We start from the raw sequence: 22,247 nt of genomic DNA on the forward strand, positions 1-22,247 counted from the left end.
CATGGTTAGGGTCAAGGCGCGGCCGAGCCCGGCTCCTCCCGCAGCAAGCCGCCACAGGCCATCGGCACAAGAGGCGCCGACGATCGCCATCATCGACAACCCCCAGGATTTCATCGCGCTGCGTGAGGAGTGGGAGGCGTTGTTTGCCCGCGCCGCCCTGCCGCAGCAGGTCTTCCAGAGCCACGTCGTATTGCGCCATTGGGCAAGGCACTATCTCGACGCGCAGAGCAAGCTGAGCATCGTGACGGTGCGTCGCGATGGCAGGCTGGCCATGATCTGGCCGCTCATTCGCCAGCGCCGTTTCGGCATCGATACGCTGCGTTTCATGGGCATCCCAGTCGCCCAGTTCGGCGACGTGCTGGTCGAGGCCGGCGACGACGCCCAGGACCTGTTCCAGGCCGGCTGGAAAGCTGTGAGATCGCTGGGAAGCGATATCTTCGAGGCCCGCAAACTGCGCGCCGACTCGGCGCTCGCCTCGTCCGGCTTGCTCCGCGGCGCAGTCGAGCGCGACCGGCTGGAAGCGCCCTTCGCCGATCTCGACTTTCGGGTCGGGCCGGACGGGCCGAGCCAGGCCTATCGCCCGCGCGAACGCTCGAACCATCGCAGGAGGCTGCGCCGGCTCACCGAGCGCGGGCCGATCAGCTTTTCCTGCGTTACGCCGGGCCCGGAAGCCGCGGCACTTGTCGAACAGGCCGTCGCGATGAAGCAGGCCACCCTGCAACGCCACGGCATCATAGCTCCGGCGATTTCGGACCCGCGCTTCATGGCCTTCTTCCGCGATCTCGCCGGTGACGCCGCAGGAGGCTCGCCACTCCGCGTTGCCCTGATACTTTGCGCCGACAAGCCGGTCGGCATCGATCTCGCTTTGGACTGCAAGGGCACCAGCTTCGGCCACGTCATCGCCACCAATCCCGACCATGAGCGCGGCGGCCTCGGCGGCATCCTGATCCATCACAGCTTCGCCAGCGCCAGGGAGCGCGGCAACGCGATCTTCGATCTTCTGGCCCCGGCCGATCCCTACAAGCTCGAACATGCCGACGGGCAGACGGGCGTCAGCGATCTGGCGCTGCCGCTCTCGCTCAAGGGCAGGATCGCCTGCAGTCTGGGCATCGCGAAACTGCGCCCCGCCTTGAAAGCGACGCTGAAGCGCCTGCCCGCTCCCGTCACCCGGCGCATCGCCGCCTGGGCGGCCAGCGGCAAGGCCTGAACCCGCGGCGCCCTTCGCCTCAGCCGGTGAACCCATCCATGGCGCGCGCCAGCTTGACGTCGAGTTCGGTCAGGCCGCCGACATCATGCGTCGCCAGCGTGACATCGACGGTCTTGTAGATATTCGACCATTCGGGATGGTGGTTCATCGCCTCCGCCAGCATGGCGACCCGCGTCATCCACGAGAAAGCCTCGCTGAAATCGCGGAAGACGAAGCGCTTCGTGATCGCCTCGCGCCCGTCCACGAGCTTCCAGCCGGTCAGCGTCGCCAGTACCTCGTTGCGGGCCTCGATGCCGAGTCGCTTGGGCATGGTCATCTCCGCTGCAGCCCGGCGCGGGGCAGCCGGTTCGGATAGGAGGGTCCAAGCGGATAGGCCGCCTCAACCACATAAGGTCCGCCCCCGATCGAATCGCGCGACGACATCAGCACGATCCGCCGCGCCGTGAAGCTGATCGGCCGGATGATCGGATGCATGCTGAGATAATCGGCGACATCGACGGGCGAGGTGTCGCGCAGCCGCGCCAGCGTGACATGCGGTACGAATTTGCGGCCCTCGGCCGGCAGGCCCAACCGCCGCATCAGCCTTTCGAGATCGGCCTGGAGTTCAGTGAGCTTCTGGCTCGGCTGGACGCGGGCGAAGACCGCTCGCGGCTTGTCGCCCCCGAAACTGCCGAGCGCATCGAGCGTGACGTCGAATGGGTAGGACTGAACATCGGACAGGAAGTCGTTGACGTCATTGGCCGTGCGCCGGTCGACATCCCCCAGAAAACGCAGGGTGATGTGATAGTCCGCCGGCTCCATCCAGCGCGCGCCAACCAGCCCGCCCCGATGCAGCGTCAACGCCGAGGCGACCTCGGCGGGTATCTCCAGAGCTGTGAACAGCCTCGGCATGACGAATCAGTGCCAGCTTTTTGTGACTCTGGCGAGACGAAAAGCCGTGAGCGGGGAGGTTCCATCCACAGGGTCGCCCCGCTTGCGCGTCATGCGCAAGCAAAGCGCCGGGAATTCACGGGGCGGACATCATCGTCCCCGCGAGCTTTCCGGGCCCGCAGCGAAGCGAGCCCGGAACATAACCATGCTCAAGGGCAGGGTTGGCTGCTCAGGGGCAGGGATTGCCGACGAGCTGGTGGATCGCGTCGATCTTGCCCTCGAGTTCGGCGGAAATCGCCACGTCGATCGAGGCGATATCGGTCTTCAGCTGTTCCATCGTGGTCGCGCCAATGATGTTCGATGTCAGGAAGGCACGCGAATTGACGAAGGCCAGCGCCATCTGGGCGGGGTCGAGCCCCACCTCGCGCGCCAACGCGATGTAGCGCTTGATCGCATCCTCGGAGCCGGGCCCCTGATAGCGCTGGCCGCGGTCGAACAGCGTCGTGCGGGCGCCTGCCGGGCGGGCGCCGTCGAGATATTTGCCGGTAAGGAAACCCTGTGCCAGCGGCGAATAGGCGAGAAGCCCGACATCCTCGCGCAGCGCGATCTCGGCTAAAGCGGTCTCGAAGGTGCGGTTAAGCAGGTTGTAGGCGTTCTGGACCGACTGGACCCTCGGGCCGCCGCGCGCTTCTGAATCGTGCACAAAGCTCATCGTGCCCCAGGCGCTCTCGTTGGAGAGGCCGAGATGGCGGATCTTGCCGGCCTTGACGATCTCCGCGAAGGCGTCGAGCTGTTCGGCGATCGGCGTCTCGTCATCGGCTTTTTCGAATGCGCTCGTGTTGAAGCGCGTCGGGTTCGAACCCCAGGCCATCGGCCGGTCCGGGAAATGGATCTGGTAGAGGTCGATATAGTCGGTTTGCAGCCGCTTCAGGTTCTTGTCGACAGCTTCCCGGATCTGCGCCCTGTTGACGCGGGTCGGTCCCTTGTCGTCGCGGAACCAGTCATTGGCCGAGCGCCCGACGATCTTGCTGGCGAGGATCACCTTGTCGCGGTTGCCCCGGGCCTTGAACCAGTTGCCGATGATGCGCTCGGTCGAGCCTTGCGTCTCGGCCCTGGGCGGAATCGAGTAGAGTTCGGCGGTGTCGAAGAAGTTCACGCCCTGGTCGAGCGCGTAATCCATCTGCTCGAAACCTTCGGCTTCGGTGTTCTGCTCGCCATAGGTCATGGTTCCAAGGCAGATCACCGAGACGTTGAGATCGGTGCGCCCGAGGCGGCGATATTCCATGGCAATGCAACTCCGGAAGAAACGGGCGGAAGGCGCCGTGAAAGGTGACTGGCAATGATCGGGCCGAACGGCCGTTTCAGGGTTTGGCGGGCAACGTCGCGAGGAAGCGCTCGACCGTGGGCAGGATGTTGCGGACGATGACGCGGACGCCCTCGGCCGTGGGATGAAGCAGGTCCGCCTGGTTCAGCGCGCGGTCGCCTGCGATGCCCTCCAGGAAAAACGGGTAAAGCACCAGCCCGTAGGTTTCGGCAAGCTGCGGAAACAGCCCGTCGAACCGCGTGACGTATTCCGCCCCGAGATTGCGCGGCGCATACATGCCCGCAAGCAGGACCGGAATACCGCGCGCCTTGAGCCGGGAGATGATCGCGTCCAACGCCTTTTTGGTCGTTGCGGGATCGAGACCGCGCAGCGCGTCATTGGCGCCCAGTTCCAGGATGACGCCATCCGTCCCGTCCGGCACCGACCAGTCGAGCCGTTCGAGCCCGCCCTGCGCCGTATCGCCGGAGACACCCGCATTCACGATCTCGATAGCGATACCCTTCTGGCGTAGCGCTTGCTCCAGAACCGCGGGAAAGGCGGCGCTGCCCGGCAGGTTGTAGCCGGCTGAGAGACTGTCCCCGAGAACGACGAGCTTTCGCGGGGGTGTCTGGGCCTGGGCCATGGTTGCAGCGGAGAGTGCCAGCGTGAGGGCGAACAGAAAAAGCGCCGACAGCGATTGGACAAGCGCAACGCAGCGCCCATATCGCCGCAGGACGGGGCGCGACGCGATTTGGCCCCGCTCGGGCCGCGATCCGGTGCGAGCGGGGTAAGTCATGGATTTTGAAGTCAGGATCATTGAGCGATGAGCGAAGAGCGCGTCCCAGCCGCCGGATTGCCGGCGATCGAATTGCAGGATGTCCATCTTAGTTTGGGGCGTGCCGCTGCCCGCGTCCATATCCTCAAGGGTGTTTCTTTGGCCTTGGCCTCAGGCGAGGCCACCGGACTGGTCGGCCCGTCCGGCTCCGGCAAGTCCACCCTGCTGATGACCATGGCCGGGCTGGAGCGCCCCGATTCCGGCATCGTCCGGGTCGCGGGGCAGGATCTGGGCGCGCTCGACGAGGACGGGCTTGCGGTGTTTCGCGGCCGGCGCATCGGCATCGTCTTCCAGTCCTTCCATCTCGTGCCGACCATGACGGCCCGCGAGAATGTCGCTTTGCCGCTGGAACTGGCAGGCGCAACGGAGGCCTTCTCCCGCGCCGAGGCGGAACTGCGCAATGTCGGCCTGGGCGACCGCATGGACCATTATCCGGCGCAGCTTTCGGGCGGCGAGCAGCAGCGTGTCGCGATTGCACGGGCCGTCGCGCCCGACCCCGCCATTCTCGTCGCCGACGAACCCACCGGCAATCTCGACGAGGGCACCGGCCGCTCGATCGTCGACCTGATCTTCGCCTTGCGGCGCGAGCGCGGTGCGACGCTGGTGCTCGTCACCCATGATCTCCAGCTCGCCGCGCTCTGCGACCGGACAGTGCGGCTCCGCGCCGGGCGGATCGAATCCTCCGCCGATATGGCGGTTGCCTGACCATGCATGCGCCCGTCAAACCTGCTCCCGCGCCCTCCTACCGCTCACCGGGCCTCGGCCTGGCGCTCAGGCTCGCCTGGCGCGATCTGCGCGGTGGCCTGCGCGGCTTCGGCATCTTCATCGCCTGCCTCGCACTCGGCGTCATGGCGATCGCAGCCGTAGCCTCAGCTTCACGCGGCTTGACAGAGGGTCTGTCACGCGAGGGCCGTCGCATTCTCGGCGGCGACGCGGCCTTCAGCCTGATCCACCGCGAAGCGACCCCGCCGGAACTCGCCTTTCTTCAGTCACATGGCAGCGTGTCGACCATCGCGACCCTGCGTGGCATGGCCAATGCGGGCGAAAAAGGCGCGGCTCTGGTCGAGATCAAGGCCGTCGATACGACCTATCCCCGCATCGGCGATCTCGTCACCGAACCGCAGGCACCCATCCAGAGCCTTCTGGCCCGGGGCGATGATGTCTTCGGCGCCGTCGCCGATCCCGTCCTGCTCGGTCGGCTCGACCTGAAGCCCGGCGACGTGATCAGCGTGGGTGCTGCAAAACTCCAGCTTCGCGCCAATCTCGTCTCAGAACCCGACAAGATCGCCGCCGGCGTCGGTTTCGGCCCGCGCCTGCTGATGTCGCAGGACGCCCTGCGCGCCACCGGCCTGCTCCAGCCGGGCAGCCTCGTGCGCTGGACCTACCGCGTCTCGCTGCCCGCCGCGGCTTCCGACGATGCAGCGCTCGACACGCTGCTCTCGACAGCAGGCCGCGAACAGCGCGATGCAGGCTGGGAGATCCGCTCGCGCGCCAATGCCGCGCCTGGCTTCCAGCGCAATCTCGAACGATTCACTCAGTTCCTCACCTTGGTCGGATTGACCGCGCTTCTCGTCGGCGGTGTCGGTGTCGCCAATGCGGTGCGCCGCTTTGTCGAGGCCAAGAAGCTCGACTTCGCTACGATGAAGGCGATCGGAGCGACCGGCGGCCGCGTCGTCGCGATCCACCTGACCGAGGTCATGCTGGTCGCTGCGCTCGGCACCGCGATCGGTCTTGTCCTCGGAGCAGCCGCGCCCTTCGCGCTGGGCTATGCGCTGTCGGGCATCCTGCCGCTGCCCTTCGAGCCGACGCTGGCGCCGGGCGAACTCGCCGTCGCCGCGCTCTACGGGCTTTTGACTGCGCTCGTCTTCGCCATCCTGCCGCTCGGGCGTGCCCATGACGTGCCGGTCTCCGCCCTGTTCCGCGACCAGATCGAGCCCGATGCGCGCCGGCCGCGTGCGATCTATCTGGTGATCTGCGCGCTGGCGCTGGCCGGGCTCGTCGGCGTCGCGCTCGCCTTCGCTTATGAGCGGCGCATCGCGCTGATCTATATCGGCGTGATGAGCGGCATCTTCCTGCTGCTGCGCTGCGTCTCCTGGGGTCTGATGGCGCTGGCTCGGCGCAGCCCGCGCCCGCGCAGCCCCTCGCTGCGCATGGCACTGGCCAACAGCCACCGGCCGGGCGCGCTCACCCCTTCGCTCGTGCTCTCGCTTGGCCTGGGCGTCGCTCTGCTTTCGGCGCTCGCCTTCATCGATGTCAGCCTCACCCGGCAGCTCACACAGGCGCTGCCGCAGAAGGCCCCAAGCTTCTTCTTCCTCGACATTCCCAACGCCGAATCCGCGCGTTTCGACACCTTCGTGGCGCAGGAGCGGCCGGGCGCAACGCTGGAGCGCGTGCCGATGATGCGCGGCCGCATCGTCAGCATAAACGGCGTCCGGGCCGAGGACATCAAGGCTACCGAGCAATCGGCCTGGGTGCTCGATGGCGATCGCGGCATCACCTATTCCGACGTCATGCCGGAGGGCTCGAAGATCGCCAGCGGCGAATGGTGGCCGGCCGATTATCGCGGCGAGCCGCTGGTTTCCTTCGACGCGCAGAACGCAGCCGGCATCGGCCTGAAACTGGGCGACCGGCTCACCGTCAACGTGCTCGGCCGCAACATCACCGCCCGCGTCGCCAATCTGCGCACGGTGGAATGGCGCTCGCTCGGCATCAACTTCGTCATGCTGTTCTCACCCAACACTTTTGCCGGCGCGCCGCATACCAACCTCGCCACCGTGACGACGGCCCCCAATGGCGCCGGCGCGACCGACGCCGCGCTCATGCGCCGGCTCGCCATCGACTTCCCCTCGGTGACGGCGGTGCGGGTCAAGGATGCGCTGGAAGCGGTCAACACCATCGTGGGTCAGCTCGCCACTGCGATCCGCGGCGCATCGGGCCTCGCCATCGCCGCGAGCCTGCTCGTGCTGGGCGGCGCACTCGCCGCCGGGCAGCGGGCGCGGCTCTATGACGCGATGATCCTGAAGACGCTCGGCGCGACAAGGCGCTTTATACTTTCGTCGTACGCCCTTGAATACGCCGCGATCGGCCTCGTCTCGGCGCTGTTCGGCGTTGTCGCTGGGGCTCTGGCGGGCTGGGGCGTCGTGACTCAAGTGATGAAGATCGATTTCGTCAGTGATCCCACTGGGGCATTACTGGCCGCGACTGCTGCCGTAGGCGTTACCGTCCTGTTCGGGCTCGCTGGCACGCTGAGAATACTATCGAAAGCGCCCGCTTCTCATCTGCGGAATTTATGATGACTATCTGGAGCGGACCTATGATAGACATTACAATCATGTAAGTTTGCATGACTGAGGGCCGCCGTTTCTATTGCGAGCCTCGTCTTAACCATGAGCCCCCTTGTAAGGACGGCCAAACCCCATCATATTCCCCTCATCGTCGCGATTGCGCGCGATGACGGCCTGCGGAGGCAGGCCCGTCTTCGAAATCACAGGGGAAACTCGCTCGATGAGCAACTTCGACCGCAATGCTCCAGTCTGGGGTGCCGGCCGCGCACAGCAGACCAGCGCCGTCGAGATGGATCAGGGCCTGCGCTCGTTCATGCTCGGCGTCTACAACAACATGACGATCGGCCTGGCCATCACCGGCCTCGCCGCCATCGGCATCAGCATGCTGGCGATTGCCGGATTTGCGCCGAGCGGCAAGGCGATCCTGTCTCCGTTCGGTGTGACGCTTTTCACCAGCCCGCTTAAATGGGTCGTGATGCTGGCGCCGCTCGCCTTCATCATGCTCTTCTCGTTCAAGGCCGAAAGCATGAGCTCGGCTTCGGCGCGCCTGATGTTCTTCGCCTTCGCGGCGGTGATGGGCGTCTCGATGGCGTCGATCTTCGTCGTCTTCACGGGCGAGTCGATCACCAAGGTCTTCTTCATCACGGCCGCTGCCTTCGGGGGCCTCAGCCTCTACGGCTACACCACGAAGAAGTCGCTCTCGGGCATGGGCTCGTTCCTGATCATGGGCCTGATCGGCCTCGTGATCGCCTCGGTGGTCAACATCTTCCTGGCCTCGAGCGCGCTGTCCTTCGCCATCTCGGTGATCGGCGTGCTGGTCTTCGCCGGCCTGACCGCCTGGGATACGCAGCGCCTGAAGGACATGTACCTGCATTCGGACATGGATGCGGAATCGGCTGCGAAGCTCTCGGTGAACGGCGCGCTGTCGCTCTACCTAAACTTCATCAACATGTTCCAGATGCTGCTGTCGCTCTTCGGCGATCGCCGCTGATCATAAGTCTCCGCCTCGGCGGAGGTCATGAGCCCCGGCCGCAAGGCCGGGGCTTTTCTTTTGGTTGTGGAGCTTGGCATGATCGTCTCATGACGACCTTCGCGATCCGCCCGGCTTTGCCCGCCGACATCCTGGCCATCACGGCGATCTACGGCCACGCCGTCACCCACGGCACCGCCTCCTGGGAACTGACACCGCCCGACGAAGCGGAGATGCAGCGACGCCTCGGCGCTGTCCTCTCCGGCGGTTACCCTTATCTCGTCGCCGAGCGCGATGGCGCGCTGCTCGGCTATGCCTATGCCGGCCCCTACCGCCCGCGCCCGGCCTACCGCTCCACCGTCGAGAATTCGATCTACGTCGCTCCCGGCGCGCAGGGCTCCGGCGTCGGAGCAGCGCTTCTCGCAGCTCTGATCGAAGCCTGCACGATGCGAGGTTTTCGCCAGATGGTCGCGGTCATCGGCGACGGCACCGGCGCCTCGGTCGGCTCACGCCGCCTGCATGAACGCGCCGGCTTCAGGCTGATCGGCGTCGCTGAAAAGGTCGGCTACAAGCACGGCCGCTGGCTCGATCAGATGCTGATGCAGAAGGAACTGGGCGAAGCGGACAGGACGCCGCCTCAAGCGTGAGCTTCAGCTCACGACGCTCAACCGCTTGTCGAGCACACGCAGCACACGCGACAGCTCCGTACCGCGCTTCAGCACCAGCCCTGTCGCGGCCACCACCGAATAGGCGCCCTGGCGTCTCGCCAGTGCCGGATTCTTGACGATTCGGTAGAGCGGCACCTCGGAGGCGCGGCGGTAGACCGAGAATTGCGCGGTATCCTTGAGGAAATCGATGGCGTAGTCGCGCCATTCGCCGGCCGCGACCATGCGCCCATAGAGGTTCAGCAGTTCGGAGAGTTCGCGGCGATCGAAGGTAACTGTCGCGGGTCTGGCCGGGCTGGGGAAGGCAACGACCCCGCCGGCCACCGGCGATTGCGGCGTTTCGCTCTCGCTCATTGCGCCTCCCGATCGGCGGCCGGCTGGCCGCGCCGTTTCATCGCCCCGATGATGCGCCCGTGATGCTGCGCTGGCAAGCAACCCCGTTGGGATGCGCCCGGCGGCGGATCACGCCTTCGTCAGCAATGCCGCATTTTCGCCCGAAACGCGCCAAGCCACCGACAAGTTGCGGCGCTCAACTCTGGATCGTTGCCTCGACGGCCCGACCTTGCCGTTCTCCGGTTTGTCAGCCCCCCAGCCCCCCGGAGTTCCGGTGGGGTCGGGCCAGCGAGTCGAGGCCAACTCAGCGGCTGACGCTTCGCGTCGGCCGTTTTTCTTTGTCGGCCTCGTCGTGAGCAAGCCTCAGCGCACCTGACCGTGATAAGCCGCATTGGGCCGCATATCGACCGCCGACGCCATCCGATTCGACATATTGAAGAACGACGCCACCGCACTGACGTCCCAGATGTCACGCTCGCCGAATCCGGCCGCGCGCAGGGCCGCACGGTCCTCTTCCTCGATGAGATGCGGCGTCTCGGTCAGCTTCACCGCGAAATCGAGCATGGCACGATGCCGCGCAGACAATGCGGCCGCCCGGTAGTTCATCACCATCAGCTCACCGAGCACCGCGTCGCCCGAAAGCTGGCGAACAGCGGCGCCATGCGCGGTCAGGCAATAGTAGCAGCGGTTCACGCTGGAGACCGCGACCGCGATCATCTCGCGCTCCAGCTTCGACAATCCCGACGGCGCCAGCATCAAATCATTGTAGAAGGCGCCGAAGGCTGTCAGCTTGGCGTCGTCATGCGCGTAAGACAAAAGAACATTCGGCACGAAGCCGAGCTTTTCCAGACACTTGTCGAAATAGGCCCGATTCTCCGCCGAAAGCTCGGCCTGGGGCAGGGCAAGCGCCATCGCCGGTGGCGAGACGTCCTGCTGCGCCGGGATTTCACCGACCTTCGGTTTGTCATGCTTTATCGCCATGGTCTGTCCTGTCGCCTCGCTTCGAGCCGTGGATTTGCCGCAGGTTAAGCGCGACAAAGTTGAAAGGCCGCACAGCCTATGTCATCGCTGCGGCAAAATAACAGGGGTGGAAGATGGCCAAGCGGGTGACGAATGCAACGGCAGCGGCAATTGCCGCGATCGAGGCCGCGGCTTCCGGATTGGGAAGCGCCATGCCGCAGGAGTTTCCGCGACTGCTTTTCGGACGGGCCGTCGCCGAGGATCTCGATGCGCTGCCACCCGATATGCTCGCGCGCGCCGCTGCTGCCGCCTATGACCACCTGATTGCGCCGAGGAAGCCGGAAACCATCAATCTGCGTTTCCGCGACGACGGTTTCAGCAGTGAGGGCCGCGAGCGGCAGCTGACGATTCTCGAAGTCGTCAACGACAACAAGGCGTTCCTGCTCGATTCGACGCTGGCCGAGCTGGCCGAGCAGGGCTATGAGCCGCGCCTCGTTGCGCACCCGATCCTGGCGGTTTCGCGTGATGCGCAGGGCGACTTTCTCGCGCTGGCCGGCGAGGCTGCCGGCCGCGCGCCAGAAGGCACGCGTCGCGAAAGCCTGATCCATATCCATCTCGACCGGATCGACACGGCCGAGGCCCGCGACAGATTGCGGACCGGACTGGAACGCGTCTATGCCGATGTGGGCCTCGCCGTCGAGGATTGGGCCGCGATGCGCGGCCGCATTACCGAGGTCATCCAGGCCTACCGCGCCAATCCGCCGCCGCTGCCGGAGGACGAGGTCGCAGAGGCCTTGCAGTTCCTGGAATGGATCGCCGGCGACAATTTCACCCTGCTCGGCATGCGGGCCTATCGCTTTCCGGGCGGCGACGTTGCCGCCGACCCGATCGAAGGCTCCGGCCTGGGCATCCTGCGCGATCCCGACGTCAAGGTCCTCCGCAAGAACAGCGAGATGGTCACGACGACGCCGGAAATCCGCGCCTTCCTCGCCAAGCCGCAAGCGCTCATCATTACCAAGGCCAACGTCAAGAGCCGGGTGCACCGCCGCGTCCATCTCGACTATGTCGGCGTCAAGCTGTTCACGCCCGATGGCCGTCTCGACGGCGAGCTGCGCATTCTCGGCCTGCTCACCTCCAACGCCTATACCGGCAGCGCCCGCGCGATCCCCTATCTGCGTCTGAAAGTCGCCCGCGTCGCCAAGAGCACCGGATTCGATGCCGCAAGCTATTCCGGCCGGGCGCTGCTCAATGTTCTCGACGCGTTTCCGCGCGACGAGCTCTTCCAGATCGACGCCGGAACGCTGGAGAGCTTTGCGCTCGACATCCTGCAATTGACCGAGCGGCCGCGTATCCGCGCGCTGGCGCGTGTCGATGAATTCGACCGTTTCGTCTCGATCCTGGTCTTCATTCCGAAGGATCGTTACGACACGCAGGTTCGCCGCCGCGTGGGCGATTTCCTCGCGCGCATCTATCAGGGGCGCGTTTCGGCTGCCTATCCGGCCTATCCCGACGGGCGGCTCTCCCGCACGCATTACATTATCGGCCGCGACGAGGGCAAAACCCCGAAAGTCGATCGCGCTACCCTGGAAGCGGGGATCTCCGCGATCGTGCGGACCTGGGGCGACGGGCTGAAGGAGGTTCTCGACCAGGAAAAGGCCGGCCCCGCCGCGCGCGCGCTGGCCGAGCGCTATGCCGAGGCTTTTGGAGCTGCCTATCGCGAGCGCTTCGCCGCCGGCGATGCGCTTGTCGATATCGACATGCTGCAGAAGCTCACGCCCGAGCGCCCGCGCGCGGTCAATCTCTACCGTCGCGAGGGCGACCCGGCGACGCGCGCCAATCTCAAGGTGTTCTCGCGCGGCGCGGCGATCTCGCTCTCGGCCCGCGTGCCCGTGCTGGAAAACATGGGCTTCCGCGTCGTCAACGAGCGCACCTACAACATCATGCCGCAGACGGCGGCCGGCAATGGCGCGGAGAATGCCCGCGTCTGGCTGCATGACATGACGTTGGAACGCGCCGACGACAGCGAAATCGACGTCATCAGCCTCGACCCGACCATCGAGGCGGCGCTGATGGCGCAGTTCCGCGGCCTCGCGGAATCCGATCGCTTCGACCAACTGGTGCTGGCGGCCGGCCTCGCCTGGCGCGAGGCGGCACTGCTGCGCGCGCTCGGGCGCTATCTGCGCCAGGTCGGTGCACCCTATGCGCAAAGCTATATCGCCGACGCCCTGACCCGCCATGCCGGCATCGCATCCGGCCTGATCGCGCTCTTCGTCGCCAAATTCGATCCCCGCCTGACGGATGGCGAACGCGACAAAGCCTGCGCCGCCGAGCGCGCCAAGATCGAGACCGCGCTCGATGCCGTCACCAGCCTGGACGAGGACCGCATCCTGCGCCGCCTCGTCAATCTGATCGATGCGAGCCTGCGCACCAATTTCTTCCAGATCGGCACGGATGGGCAGCCGCGCGGCACGATCTCGATCAAATACGACTGCGCCAAGGTCGATTCGCTCCCGCTGCCGCGCCCGCTCTACGAGATCTTCGTCTATTCGCCCCGCGTCGAGGGCATCCATATGCGCTTCGGCAAGGTCGCGCGCGGCGGGCTGCGCTGGTCCGACCGGCCGCAGGATTTCCGCACCGAGGTGCTCGGCCTCGTCAAGGCGCAGCAGGTCAAGAACGCCGTCATCGTTCCGGTCGGCGCCAAGGGCGGCTTCGTGCCCAAGCAGCTGCCGGCCCCGACCGACAGGCAGGCCTGGCTCGCCGAGGGCACCGAGAGCTACCGCATCTTCGTGCGCACCTTGCTCGAACTGACCGATAATCTCGACGGCGAAACCGTCGTGCCCCCGCCCGACACCGTGCGTCACGACGGCGACGACCCCTATCTCGTCGTCGCCGCCGACAAGGGTACCGCGACCTTCTCCGACACAGCCAACGCGCTCTCGCTGGAGAAGCATCACTGGCTCGGCGATGCCTTCGCCTCCGGCGGCTCGCAGGGCTACGATCATAAGGGCATGGGCATCACGGCGCGCGGCGCCTGGGAGGCGGTCAAGCGCCACTTCCGCGAGGTCGACATCGACATCCAGACGACCCCCTTCACGGTTGCCGGTGTCGGCGACATGTCGGGCGACGTCTTCGGCAACGGCATGCTGCTTTCGCCTGCGATCAAGCTGATCGCCGCCTTCGATCACCGCGATATCTTCCTCGATCCCGAGCCGGACACCGCGAAATCCCTGGCCGAGCGCCAGCGTCTGTTCGCCTTGCCGCGTTCCTCCTGGGGCGATTACGACAAGTCGCTGATTTCGGAAGGCGGCGGCGTGTTCTCGCGCCAGGCCAAGAGCATTCCGCTCTCGAAGGCGGTGCAGGCCATGCTCGATCTGCCCAAGTCCGAGGTTTCGCCGCCGGAACTGATGACGGCGATCCTTAAAAGCCGCGTCGATCTGCTCTGGTTCGGCGGCATCGGCACCTATATCCGCGCGGCCGACGAGACTGACGCTCAGGTCGGCGACCGCGCCAATGACGCGATCCGCATCACCGGCGGCGATCTCCGGGCCCGCGTCATCGGCGAGGGCGCCAATCTGGGTAGCACCCAGCGCGGACGCATCGAGGCTGCCCGCAAGGGCGTGAAGCTCAACACCGACGCGATCGACAACTCGGCGGGCGTCAACACCTCCGACCTTGAGGTCAACATCAAGATCGCCCTCGCAGGGCCGGTCAAGGATGGCCGCCTGGCCGAGGACGACCGCAACGCATTGCTGGCGACGATGACCGACGAGGTCGGCCTGCTCGTCCTGCGCAACAACTACCTGCAGCCGCTGGCGCTTTCGCTGACGGAAGCTCAAGGCGTGGCGGCAATACCCGATCTGCGTCGGCTGATGCAGTCATTGGAGGCCGAAGGCCGGCTCGACCGCACGGTCGAGTACCTGCCCAGCGACGCCATCATCGCCGAGCGCGAGAAGCGCGGCGAGAGCCTGACCCGGCCGGAGCTCGCGGTCCTGCTCGCCTACGCCAAGCTCGCCTTGCACGATGCGCTGCTGGAATCGACGGTTCCCGACGATCTCTATCTGAACAGCGAGCTCGTCCGCTATTTCCCCAAGGCCCTGCGCGACGGCTACGGGCCGGAAATCGCGACACACAAGCTGCGCCGCGAGATCGTCGCGACCCAGCTTGCCAACGCGATCATCAACCGTGGCGGCCCCGCCATCGTCACCACGCTGGCCGACCGGACGCGCGCCGAAGCGCCGGCCATCGCCGCCGCCTATGCGATCGCGCGCGATTCCTTCGACCTGATCGCGCTCAACGGCGCGATCGATGCGCTCGACGCAAAGGTGCCCGGCAGGACGCAGCTCGGCCTCTATGGCGCGGCACAGGCGCTCGTCTCCGACCGGATGAGCTGGTTCCTGCGTCGCGGGGTAGCAAAGCCCGGTTCGATCGAGCAGACCGTCGCGCATTATGCCAAGGGCGTCGCGGAATTGGCGGAGGGGCTGGACAGCCTGCTGCCCGAGGCCGCGGCGCAAGCGCGTCTCGCTCGCATCGCCGTTCTCGTCTCGGAGGGAGTGCCCGACGTGCTTGCAGCCCGTGTCGCCAGCCTGCCGGCTCTGGCTGAGGCGACCGATATCGTCGATATCGCCGAGCGGACAGGACGCAGCATCACCGACGTCGCGCGGATTCATTTCGGAGTCGATTCGGTCTTCGGCCTGTCCAATCTCGGTGGTTCGGCCGCCGCCGTGCCGGCCACGGACGACTATGAGCGCCTTGCCCGCGAGCGCGCGGTCGAGACCCTTGACGACGCCCATTCCGGCCTGACGCAGGAGATCGCTTCGGGCACCAATGGCGCCGGCACGCTCGAAAGCTGGCTCGGCGAACGCGGAGCCGAGGCCGAGCGGACCCGCAACACCGTCCAGGCCATCGCCACGTCGGGCCTCTCGCTGCCCAAGCTGATGGTAGCGGCCGGCATGCTTGCCGATCTGCCGCGCAAGCACATCTGAATCGGAAACGAGATCATGACCGAAACCGAACCCACGACACGGATCGATCCCAAACTGCTCGAGATTCTGGTCTGTCCGCTGACCAAGAGCACGCTGGAATATGATGCCGCCAGGCAGGAACTGATCAGCAAGGCGGCCAAGCTCGCCTATCCGATCCGCGACGGCATCCCGATCATGCTGCCGGAAGAGGCGCGGCAGCTGGAAGGGTGAAGGAAGCCGTCATTCCCGGGGCGGAGCGAAGCACAGACCCGAGAATCCTTTCCCGGAAAAAGCGCGGGCAATGGCACTTCCGTCCGCGAGAGATGGTCGGGTCAAGCCCGACCATGACGCTTGAAACTACAGCGCCTCGCCCTTCAGCAATCGCGGCGTCGCGCCCGTCAGCCCCGCCGCCTCGCGGATAAAGAAGCGCTTCAGCCCCGGCAGGCGGTCGACCAGCCCCAGGCCGAGATCGCGCGCGAGCCGGACCGGCGTGACGTCATTGGAGAACAGGCGGTTGAGCCCGTCCGTAACGGCGCCCATCGCCACCGTGTCGAAGCGCCGGGCGCGCTCATAGCCTTCGAGCACGTCGAGCGTGCCGGGATCGAGCCCCAGGCGAGCAGCGTCCACGATGGTCTCGGCCAGTGCCGCGACATCCTTCAGCCCGAGATTGAGCCCCTGTCCGGCGATCGGGTGGATCACATGGGCGGCGTCGCCCAGCAGCGCCAGCCGCTCGCCGACGAAGCGTCGCGCCACGCCGAAGCCCAGCGGATGCGACCTAACAGCGCTTTCCAGCGCGATCTCGCCCAGTTCCAAACCGAAACGCTGCTCGATCTCGGCGAGCATGTCGGCCTCATCAAGCGATAGCAGCGCCGGAACATCCTCGCTGGCTTGCGTCCAGACGATCGACGAGCGGTGTCCGAGCTTGCCGCCATCTGTCAAGGGCAGGATGGCGAAAGGCCCCGATGGCAGGAAATGCTCGACCGCGCGGCCGCCATGCGGGCGCTCGTGGCTGAGCGTCGCGACCAGCCCCGATTGGCCGTAACCCCAGCCGACCCAGCCGATACCCGCAAGTTCACGCAGCTTCGAGCGCGCACCATCGGCCGCTACCAACAAGGTCGCATGTAACTTCTCGCCACCCGATAGAGTGAGTTCGATACCCGCATCATCACTCTCGAAGCGGCGCACACCCTCCCGCCTGAACTCGACGTCGGCCGCAGTGGCGGCTTCGAGCAGGGCCGTCAGCAAAGCGCGGTTCTCGACCATATGGGCAAAGGGCTGGCCCGGTTCGACCTCGCCGTCGAAAGTCAGGAAGACCGGGCGGACGGCGTCGCCATTGCGGCTGTCCGAGACGATCATTTCCGTCATCGGCTGCGCTGTCGCCGCGACAGCCTCCCAGATGCCGAGTGCCTGCAGCATCGCCTGTGCGGCGGCAGCAACGGCATAGGCGCGATTGTCGTTGCGAACAGGCGTTGCCAGCGCCGGATCGGCAAGAACGACCGAGAATGCGGTGCCCAGCGCCTGTTTCAGGGCCAGCGCCAAGGAGAGCCCGGCAATCCCCCCTCCCGCGATCACGATGCGATCGCCGGATGCCTTGGTTTCTACAGCCATCATGCTTCTCCAAGTTCCGACATCGACCGGACCTCCGACACGGATCGACGGAGGCCACTCCTGCTGCACCGTCAGCTTGACGGCGCGGGACGCGTCGGTGCTGATGCGAAACGACCGGCCATCCTCTGCGAGCCGCCGGCCGGCCCGTCAAGCCGCTCCACCCTTCAACCCGCCTCAGCAGAGCAGAGCATGTCACAGATCAGCGACTCCCTGATGTCGATCCTCGACCTCGAGCCGCTCGAACGCAATCTGTTCCGCGGTCGCAGCCCCCAGATCGGCTGGCCGCGCGTCTTCGGCGGGCAGGTCATCGGCCAGGCCCTCTACGCCGCCTGCAAGACGGTCGAAGACCGTCAGCCGCATTCGCTGCATGCCTATTTCCTGCTGCCGGGCGATCCCGAAATCCCGATCGTCTACGAAGTCGACCGCCTGCGCGACGGCCGGTCCTTCACCACGCGGCGGGTTCTCGCAATCCAGAAGGGCGAGGCGATTTTCGCCATGTCGGCCTCCTTCCAGATCGAGGAACCCGGCTACGAGCACCAGATGCCGATGCCGGCCGTGCCGATGCCCGAGGAGCTTCCCGATAGAGAGGAAATGAAGCGCAGCGTGCTGCCGCATATGCCCAAGGCCGTCCGCGCCTATTACGAGCGCGAAAGGCCGATCGAGGTCCGGCCGGTCGAGCTGGCGCGTTACGCCACCGGCGGCAAGATGGAGCCGAAGTTCAACGTCTGGATCAAGGCGATGCATCCCTTGCCCGACGACCCGGCGATCCACCGCAGCGTACTCGCCTACGCCTCGGACCTGATGCTGCTCGATTCCAGCCTGATCGCGCATGGCACGACCGTCTTCGACCAGAAGATCCAGGGGGCGAGCCTCGACCACGCGCTCTGGTTCCATCGGCCGTTCCGCGCCGACGAATGGCTGCTCTACGCACAGGACAGCCCATCGACCTCGGGTGCGCGCGGCTTCTCGCGTGGCCTCGTCTTCGACAGGCAGGGCCGGCTCGTCGCCTCCGTCGCGCAGGAGGGCTTGATCCGCCCGCGCCCTGACATCGCCTGAGCACTTTGCGGGCATAAGTCCAATAATTCGGCAGATGCCTATTTCAGTGGCATAGACTGCCCACCTCCTCTGTTTCCGCAGCCTGATTCGTCACATCCCCGCTGCGATGCAGCGCGGGGCAGTTGGCACGCGCCTTGAATTGCAACCCACGACGCGCTGCGACCTCGCAGGGCGCGCGAACGCAACAAGTTCGCCGGGGCTGACTTCCAGGCGGCGTAAACGGGGAAACCCTGCAATGAAAATCGTGATGGCTATCATCAAGCCGTTCAAGCTGGAGGAGGTGCGCGACGGGCTCACCGCCATCGGCGTGCACGGCCTGACCGTGACCGAAGTGAAGGGCTATGGCCGGCAGAAGGGCCATACGGAGATCTACCGTGGCGCCGAGTATGCCGTTAGCTTCCTGCCGAAGATCAAGATCGAGGTGGCCGTCTCCGACGAGCTCGTCGGCAAAGTGATCGAGGCGATTACAGCCGCCGCCCGCACCGGCCAGATCGGCGACGGCAAGATCTTCGTCTCGTCGATCGAAAAAGCTGTCCGCATCCGCACCGGCGAGACCGACAGCGACGCCCTCTGAGCCCCGATTTTACCGCCAGGAGTTTCCGCAGATGAATTTCAAGACCCTTAGCCGGGCCGGGCTTGTCGGGCTGGCGCTCGCCGCCGCCGGCACCGCGCTCGCGCAGGCCCCCGCCACACCGCCGGCCCCCGTGCCCAACAAGGGCGACGTCGCCTTCATGATGAGCTCGACAATCCTTGTCCTGCTCATGACCATCCCGGGCCTGGCCCTGTTCTATGGCGGTCTCGTCCGCAGCAAGAACATGCTCTCCGTGCTGACCCAGGTCTTCGCCATCGTCTGCATCGTCTCGCTGATGTGGGTGATCTTCGGTTACTCGCTCGCCTTCACCAATGGCGGCGGCCTGAACGACTTCGTCGGCGGCTTCTCGAAGGCGTTCCTGCGTGGCGTCGATGCGACGACCGTGGCCGCGACCTTCTCCAACGGCGTCGTCATCCCGGAATTCGTCTATATCTGCTTCCAGATGACCTTCGCCTGCATCACGCCGGCCCTCATCGTCGGCGCCTTCGCCGAGCGCATGAAGTTCTCGGCGCTGCTGCTGTTCACCGTGCTCTGGGTCACTTTCATCTATTTCCCGATGGCCCACATGGTCTGGTACTGGGGCGGGCCTGACCTCGTCGGCAATGCCGCCAAGGCCCTGGCCGAAGCGCCCGCGGACGGCAAGGCCGCCGCTCAGGCCGCGCTCGATGCGGTCAACGCGGACGCCGGCATGCTCTTCAAATGGGGTGCGCTCGATTTCGCCGGCGGCACGGTCGTGCACATCAACGCGGGCATCGCCGGCCTCGTCGGCTGTATCCTGCTCGGCAAGCGCATCGGCTATGGCAAGGAGCTGATGGCTCCCCACTCGCTGACGATGACCCTGATCGGCGGCGCGCTGCTCTGGGTCGGCTGGTTCGGCTTCAATGCCGGCTCCAACCTGGAAGCCAACGGCACGGCCGCGCTCGCCATGATCAACACCTTCGTCGCCACTGCCGCGGCGGGCGTCGCCTGGCTGTTCGTCGAATGGGCGGTCAAGGGCAAGCCCTCGATGCTCGGCATGGTCTCGGGCGCGGTGGCCGGTCTCGTTGCCGTCACCCCGGCCGCGGGCTTTGCCGGCCCGATGGGCTGCATTGTGCTTGGCCTGATCTCCGGCGTCGTCTGCTTCGTCTTCTGCTCGACCGTGAAGAACGCGCTCGGCTATGACGACTCGCTCGACGTCTTCGGCATCCACTGCATCGGCGGCATCATCGGCGCGCTGGCCACCGGCATCCTGGTCAACGGAGCGCTCGGCGGCGCCGGCATCCCCGACTACACCACCAAGCCGGGCGAGCTCGTGACGGCGGCCTATGAGATGGGCCCGGCCTTCATGTCCCAGCTCAAGGCGGTGCTGTTCACGCTGGTCTTCAGCGGCGTCGGATCGCTGATCCTCTACAAGATCGTCGACGTGGTCGTCGGCCTGCGCGTCGCTCCCGATCAGGAACGCGAAGGCCTCGATATCGCCGAGCATGGCGAGCGCGCCTATCACGCCTGATCTGCCGGGCGACAGCGACTCACGTGAAACAATCCCCGGCGGGCAACCGCCGGGGATTTTTGTTGTGCCGTCGGCTTTGGCCGACGATAGGCGGTCCACAGCTGGCAAGGTTAAGCGGGTCTTAACCTCGCCTTCCTAACGTGATCGAGAAGGCCGAAATAACGGCCCGAAGTCCCAGGATGACGGCCGACCCCGCATGCGCACGATCCGACGTTCCTCATCGCTCATGGACCGCCTGCCCGATCCGGTGCGGGAGTTCCTGTCACGTCGCGCCACCGAGATCTTCGGGCTGGCACTGCTGGCGCTGATGGCGGCGATCGCCTTGTCGCTCGCGACCTGGTCGGTCGACGATCCCAGCATCAACAATGCCACGAGCGGCGCGGTGAAGAACTGGCTTGGCCGGCCCGGCGCCATGGTCGCCGACCTGCTGATGCAGTTGATCGGGCTTGGTGTCATCGCGATCCTGTTTCCGCCGATCATCTGGTCGCTCAGGCTTGTGCGCTTTCATCTTTTCGATCGCGGTGCCCTGAAGCTCGGCCTCTGGGTCGTCGGCGTCGCCGCCACGGCGGCCGTCGCCAGCGCCCTTCCGGCCACCCCGCGCTGGCCGCTGCCCACCGGCATGGGCGGCGTCATCGGCGACGGGCTGCTGTTCGGCACCCGCAATCTCGCCGGCATCGCCGGCAACGCGCTGGGCGGCCTTGTCGGCTTCCTCTATGCGGGCATCGCGATCCTCGCTGTGACGGCTGCTGCCGGCTTCGGCTTCGTCACCGACGAGGACCCGATCACGGAAACCGATGATGCGGACGAATCCTGGGCGGAAAGCGAGGACCGCCGTGACGACGAACCCGGTATCGCGGTCATCCTGATCGGTTGGCTCGCCCATGGCGCGATGGCTCTGCGGGGCATGATCCTGCGCCGCCTGCCCCAGGCGCCCGACCCGCTCGTCAATGCCGGGCCAGGCGTTCCGCGCGAAAGCACCGGCCGCGTGCGCCGCGAGCCGCAATTCGTCGATTCTCCGGTGCGCGACGCGCCCGCGCGCAAGCCGATGCCGGCCTTCCAGCCCGAGCCGCTGCCGGCCTCACGCGTCGCCCCGCAGTCGCCTGCCTTCGACGAGCCTTTCGATGACGACGACCAGCCGCAGGACCTGCGCGATCTCAACGCACCCCGCGTCACCGCTCCGCCCGTCGCGCCCAAGCCCGGCAAGCGCATCCAGCGCGAGGCCCAGCCCTCGCTGCTCGACCGGGACCAGTTCGAGCTGCCGCCGCTGACCTATCTGGCCGAGCCGAAGAAGCTGCCGGTCAGCACCGTCTCGACCGACGCACTCGAGCAGAACGCCACGCTGCTCGAAGGCGTGCTCGAGGATTTCGGCGTGCGCGGCGAAATCACCCAGGTTCGCCCCGGTCCGGTGGTGACCCTATACGAGCTCGAGCCGGCGCCCGGGACGAAGTCCTCCCGCGTGATCTCCCTGGCCGACGACATCGCCCGCTCGATGAGCGCGATCTCGGCCCGCGTCGCCGTGGTCCAGGGCAAGAACGCCATGGGCGTCGAACTGCCCAATGCCAAGCGCGAGACGGTCTTCCTGCGCGAATTGCTGGCGAGCCAGGATTTCGATTCGACCAAGCACAAGCTCGCCTTGTGCCTCGGCAAGACCATCGGCGGCGAGCCGGTGATCGTCGATCTCGCCAAGATGCCGCATCTCTTGGTCGCCGGCACCACCGGCTCGGGCAAATCGGTCGCGATCAACACCATGATCCTGTCGCTGCTCTACCGGCTCAAGCCCGAGCAGTGCCGGCTGATCATGGTCGATCCGAAAATGCTCGAACTCTCCGTCTATGACGGCATCCCGCATCTGCTCACCCCCGTCGTCACCGACCCGAAGAAGGCGGTCGTGGCGCTGAAATGGGCGGTGCGCGAGATGGAGGAACGCTACAAGAAGATGTCGAAGGTCGCGGTGCGCAACATCGACGGCTTCAATGCCCGCGTCGGCGAGGCCAAGGCCGCCGGCGAGGTCATCACCCGCACGGTCCAGACCGGCTTCGACAAGCATTCCGGCGAGGCAATCTACGAGGAAGAGGTCATGGACCTCGAGCCCTTGCCCTATATCGTCGTCATCG

At 66.1% G+C, this 22,247-nt stretch carries 18 protein-coding genes; 11 read left to right on the forward strand and 7 right to left on the reverse strand.

Annotated elements, in window-relative coordinates; genetic code table 11:
* The first annotated feature begins 1 nt into the window (after position 1).
* Entirely contained in the window at positions 2 to 1,207 is a 1,206-nt protein-coding gene (locus C4S73_RS26940; RefSeq protein ID WP_103875669.1) for a GNAT family N-acetyltransferase, read from the forward strand.
* 19 nt (positions 1,208 to 1,226) lie between these two features.
* Here C4S73_RS26940 and C4S73_RS26945 read toward each other — a convergent pair whose 3' ends face one another.
* From C4S73_RS26945 to C4S73_RS26960, 4 genes are all read right to left on the reverse strand, one after another.
* Complete coding sequence (locus tag C4S73_RS26945) at positions 1,227 to 1,517, reverse strand: 4a-hydroxytetrahydrobiopterin dehydratase (protein WP_103875670.1); 291 nt, start codon at positions 1,515 to 1,517, stop codon at positions 1,227 to 1,229.
* A 2-nt stretch (positions 1,518 to 1,519) separates the two neighbouring features.
* Positions 1,520 to 2,098 carry an RNA 2',3'-cyclic phosphodiesterase gene (gene thpR / locus C4S73_RS26950; RefSeq protein ID WP_103875671.1) on the reverse strand — a complete coding sequence of 193 codons (579 nt, stop codon included), beginning with the start codon at positions 2,096 to 2,098 and terminating at the stop codon, positions 1,520 to 1,522.
* Positions 2,099 to 2,306: 208 nt separating this feature from the next.
* On the reverse strand, positions 2,307 to 3,362 hold the full coding sequence (locus tag C4S73_RS26955; protein ID WP_103875672.1) for an aldo/keto reductase: 1,056 nt from the start codon (positions 3,360 to 3,362) through the stop codon (positions 2,307 to 2,309).
* Positions 3,363 to 3,438: 76 nt separating this feature from the next.
* Positions 3,439 to 4,023, reverse strand: coding sequence for an arylesterase (locus C4S73_RS26960; protein ID WP_244595816.1), 585 nt, complete (start codon positions 4,021 to 4,023; stop codon positions 3,439 to 3,441).
* 180 nt (positions 4,024 to 4,203) lie between these two features.
* Between C4S73_RS26960 and C4S73_RS26965 the strand changes: the two genes are divergently transcribed.
* The 4 genes from C4S73_RS26965 to C4S73_RS26980 all read left to right on the forward strand — a co-directional run bounded on the left by C4S73_RS26965 (position 4,204) and on the right by C4S73_RS26980 (position 9,116).
* Positions 4,204 to 4,920 carry an ABC transporter ATP-binding protein gene (locus C4S73_RS26965; RefSeq protein WP_103875673.1) on the forward strand — a complete coding sequence of 239 codons (717 nt, stop codon included), beginning with the start codon at positions 4,204 to 4,206 and terminating at the stop codon, positions 4,918 to 4,920.
* Between the two features lie 2 nt (positions 4,921 to 4,922).
* Positions 4,923 to 7,508, forward strand: a complete 2,586-nt coding sequence (locus C4S73_RS26970; protein ID WP_103875674.1) for an ABC transporter permease — start codon at positions 4,923 to 4,925, stop codon at positions 7,506 to 7,508.
* Between the two features lie 211 nt (positions 7,509 to 7,719).
* Positions 7,720 to 8,490, forward strand: a complete 771-nt coding sequence (locus C4S73_RS26975) for a Bax inhibitor-1/YccA family protein (RefSeq protein ID WP_103875687.1) — start codon at positions 7,720 to 7,722, stop codon at positions 8,488 to 8,490.
* An 89-nt stretch (positions 8,491 to 8,579) separates the two neighbouring features.
* Positions 8,580 to 9,116 (forward strand): GNAT family N-acetyltransferase, encoded by a 537-nt coding sequence (locus tag C4S73_RS26980; RefSeq protein ID WP_103875675.1) that lies wholly within the window; start codon positions 8,580 to 8,582, stop codon positions 9,114 to 9,116.
* A 3-nt stretch (positions 9,117 to 9,119) separates the two neighbouring features.
* Here C4S73_RS26980 and C4S73_RS26985 read toward each other — a convergent pair whose 3' ends face one another.
* Positions 9,120 to 9,488: a DUF2794 domain-containing protein gene (locus tag C4S73_RS26985; protein WP_103875676.1), complete on the reverse strand. Its 369-nt coding sequence runs from the start codon at positions 9,486 to 9,488 to the stop codon at positions 9,120 to 9,122.
* A gap of 342 nt (positions 9,489 to 9,830) precedes the next feature.
* Positions 9,831 to 10,379: a peroxidase-related enzyme gene (locus C4S73_RS26990; RefSeq protein ID WP_244595818.1), complete on the reverse strand. Its 549-nt coding sequence runs from the start codon at positions 10,377 to 10,379 to the stop codon at positions 9,831 to 9,833.
* Between the two features lie 182 nt (positions 10,380 to 10,561).
* Between C4S73_RS26990 and C4S73_RS26995 the strand changes: the two genes are divergently transcribed.
* Positions 10,562 to 15,409, forward strand: coding sequence for an NAD-glutamate dehydrogenase (locus C4S73_RS26995; protein WP_200828109.1), 4,848 nt, complete (start codon positions 10,562 to 10,564; stop codon positions 15,407 to 15,409).
* Positions 15,410 to 15,424: 15 nt separating this feature from the next.
* The gene (locus C4S73_RS27000) at positions 15,425 to 15,619 is read left to right on the forward strand and encodes a Trm112 family protein (RefSeq protein ID WP_103875678.1); all 195 of its coding nucleotides are present in this window, start codon (positions 15,425 to 15,427) and stop codon (positions 15,617 to 15,619) included.
* Positions 15,620 to 15,745: 126 nt separating this feature from the next.
* Here C4S73_RS27000 and C4S73_RS27005 read toward each other — a convergent pair whose 3' ends face one another.
* Positions 15,746 to 16,996 carry a ubiquinone biosynthesis hydroxylase gene (locus tag C4S73_RS27005; RefSeq protein WP_103875689.1) on the reverse strand — a complete coding sequence of 417 codons (1,251 nt, stop codon included), beginning with the start codon at positions 16,994 to 16,996 and terminating at the stop codon, positions 15,746 to 15,748.
* 189 nt (positions 16,997 to 17,185) lie between these two features.
* Here C4S73_RS27005 and tesB point away from each other — a divergent pair, with 189 nt between their 5' ends.
* The 4 genes from tesB to C4S73_RS27025 form a co-directional block, all read left to right on the forward strand.
* Entirely contained in the window at positions 17,186 to 18,052 is an 867-nt protein-coding gene (gene tesB / locus C4S73_RS27010; protein WP_103875679.1) for an acyl-CoA thioesterase II, read from the forward strand.
* Positions 18,053 to 18,287: 235 nt separating this feature from the next.
* Positions 18,288 to 18,626, forward strand: coding sequence for a P-II family nitrogen regulator (locus C4S73_RS27015; RefSeq protein ID WP_066616032.1), 339 nt, complete (start codon positions 18,288 to 18,290; stop codon positions 18,624 to 18,626).
* Positions 18,627 to 18,657: 31 nt separating this feature from the next.
* Positions 18,658 to 20,133 (forward strand): ammonium transporter, encoded by a 1,476-nt coding sequence (locus C4S73_RS27020; protein WP_103875680.1) that lies wholly within the window; start codon positions 18,658 to 18,660, stop codon positions 20,131 to 20,133.
* 196 nt (positions 20,134 to 20,329) lie between these two features.
* Positions 20,330 to 22,247: DNA translocase FtsK 4TM domain-containing protein (locus C4S73_RS27025; protein ID WP_103875690.1), on the forward strand; the 1,918-nt coding region annotated here is incomplete at its 3' end.

Source organism: Allobosea lathyri, from assembly GCF_900108245.1.
Classification (GTDB): domain Bacteria; phylum Pseudomonadota; class Alphaproteobacteria; order Rhizobiales; family Beijerinckiaceae; genus Allobosea; species Allobosea lathyri.

What these genes read in the sequence shown, in the direction of transcription:
- C4S73_RS26940 (WP_103875669.1), top strand. Translation starts at nt 2, where the DNA reads ATGGTTAGGGTCAAGGCGCGGCCGAGCCCGGCTCCTCCCGCAGCAAGC.
- C4S73_RS26945 (WP_103875670.1), bottom strand. Translation starts at nt 1,517, where the DNA reads ATGCCCAAGCGACTCGGCATCGAGGCCCGCAACGAGGTACTGGCGACG.
- thpR (WP_103875671.1), bottom strand. Translation starts at nt 2,098, where the DNA reads ATGCCGAGGCTGTTCACAGCTCTGGAGATACCCGCCGAGGTCGCCTCG.
- C4S73_RS26955 (WP_103875672.1), bottom strand. Translation starts at nt 3,362, where the DNA reads ATGGAATATCGCCGCCTCGGGCGCACCGATCTCAACGTCTCGGTGATC.
- C4S73_RS26960 (WP_244595816.1), bottom strand. Translation starts at nt 4,023, where the DNA reads ATGGCCCAGGCCCAGACACCCCCGCGAAAGCTCGTCGTTCTCGGGGAC.
- C4S73_RS26965 (WP_103875673.1), top strand. Translation starts at nt 4,204, where the DNA reads ATGAGCGAAGAGCGCGTCCCAGCCGCCGGATTGCCGGCGATCGAATTG.
- C4S73_RS26970 (WP_103875674.1), top strand. Translation starts at nt 4,923, where the DNA reads ATGCATGCGCCCGTCAAACCTGCTCCCGCGCCCTCCTACCGCTCACCG.
- C4S73_RS26975 (WP_103875687.1), top strand. Translation starts at nt 7,720, where the DNA reads ATGAGCAACTTCGACCGCAATGCTCCAGTCTGGGGTGCCGGCCGCGCA.
- C4S73_RS26980 (WP_103875675.1), top strand. Translation starts at nt 8,580, where the DNA reads ATGACGACCTTCGCGATCCGCCCGGCTTTGCCCGCCGACATCCTGGCC.
- C4S73_RS26985 (WP_103875676.1), bottom strand. Translation starts at nt 9,488, where the DNA reads ATGAGCGAGAGCGAAACGCCGCAATCGCCGGTGGCCGGCGGGGTCGTT.
- C4S73_RS26990 (WP_244595818.1), bottom strand. Translation starts at nt 10,379, where the DNA reads ATGGCGCTTGCCCTGCCCCAGGCCGAGCTTTCGGCGGAGAATCGGGCC.
- C4S73_RS26995 (WP_200828109.1), top strand. Translation starts at nt 10,562, where the DNA reads ATGGCCAAGCGGGTGACGAATGCAACGGCAGCGGCAATTGCCGCGATC.
- C4S73_RS27000 (WP_103875678.1), top strand. Translation starts at nt 15,425, where the DNA reads ATGACCGAAACCGAACCCACGACACGGATCGATCCCAAACTGCTCGAG.
- C4S73_RS27005 (WP_103875689.1), bottom strand. Translation starts at nt 16,996, where the DNA reads ATGGCTGTAGAAACCAAGGCATCCGGCGATCGCATCGTGATCGCGGGA.
- tesB (WP_103875679.1), top strand. Translation starts at nt 17,186, where the DNA reads ATGTCACAGATCAGCGACTCCCTGATGTCGATCCTCGACCTCGAGCCG.
- C4S73_RS27015 (WP_066616032.1), top strand. Translation starts at nt 18,288, where the DNA reads ATGAAAATCGTGATGGCTATCATCAAGCCGTTCAAGCTGGAGGAGGTG.
- C4S73_RS27020 (WP_103875680.1), top strand. Translation starts at nt 18,658, where the DNA reads ATGAATTTCAAGACCCTTAGCCGGGCCGGGCTTGTCGGGCTGGCGCTC.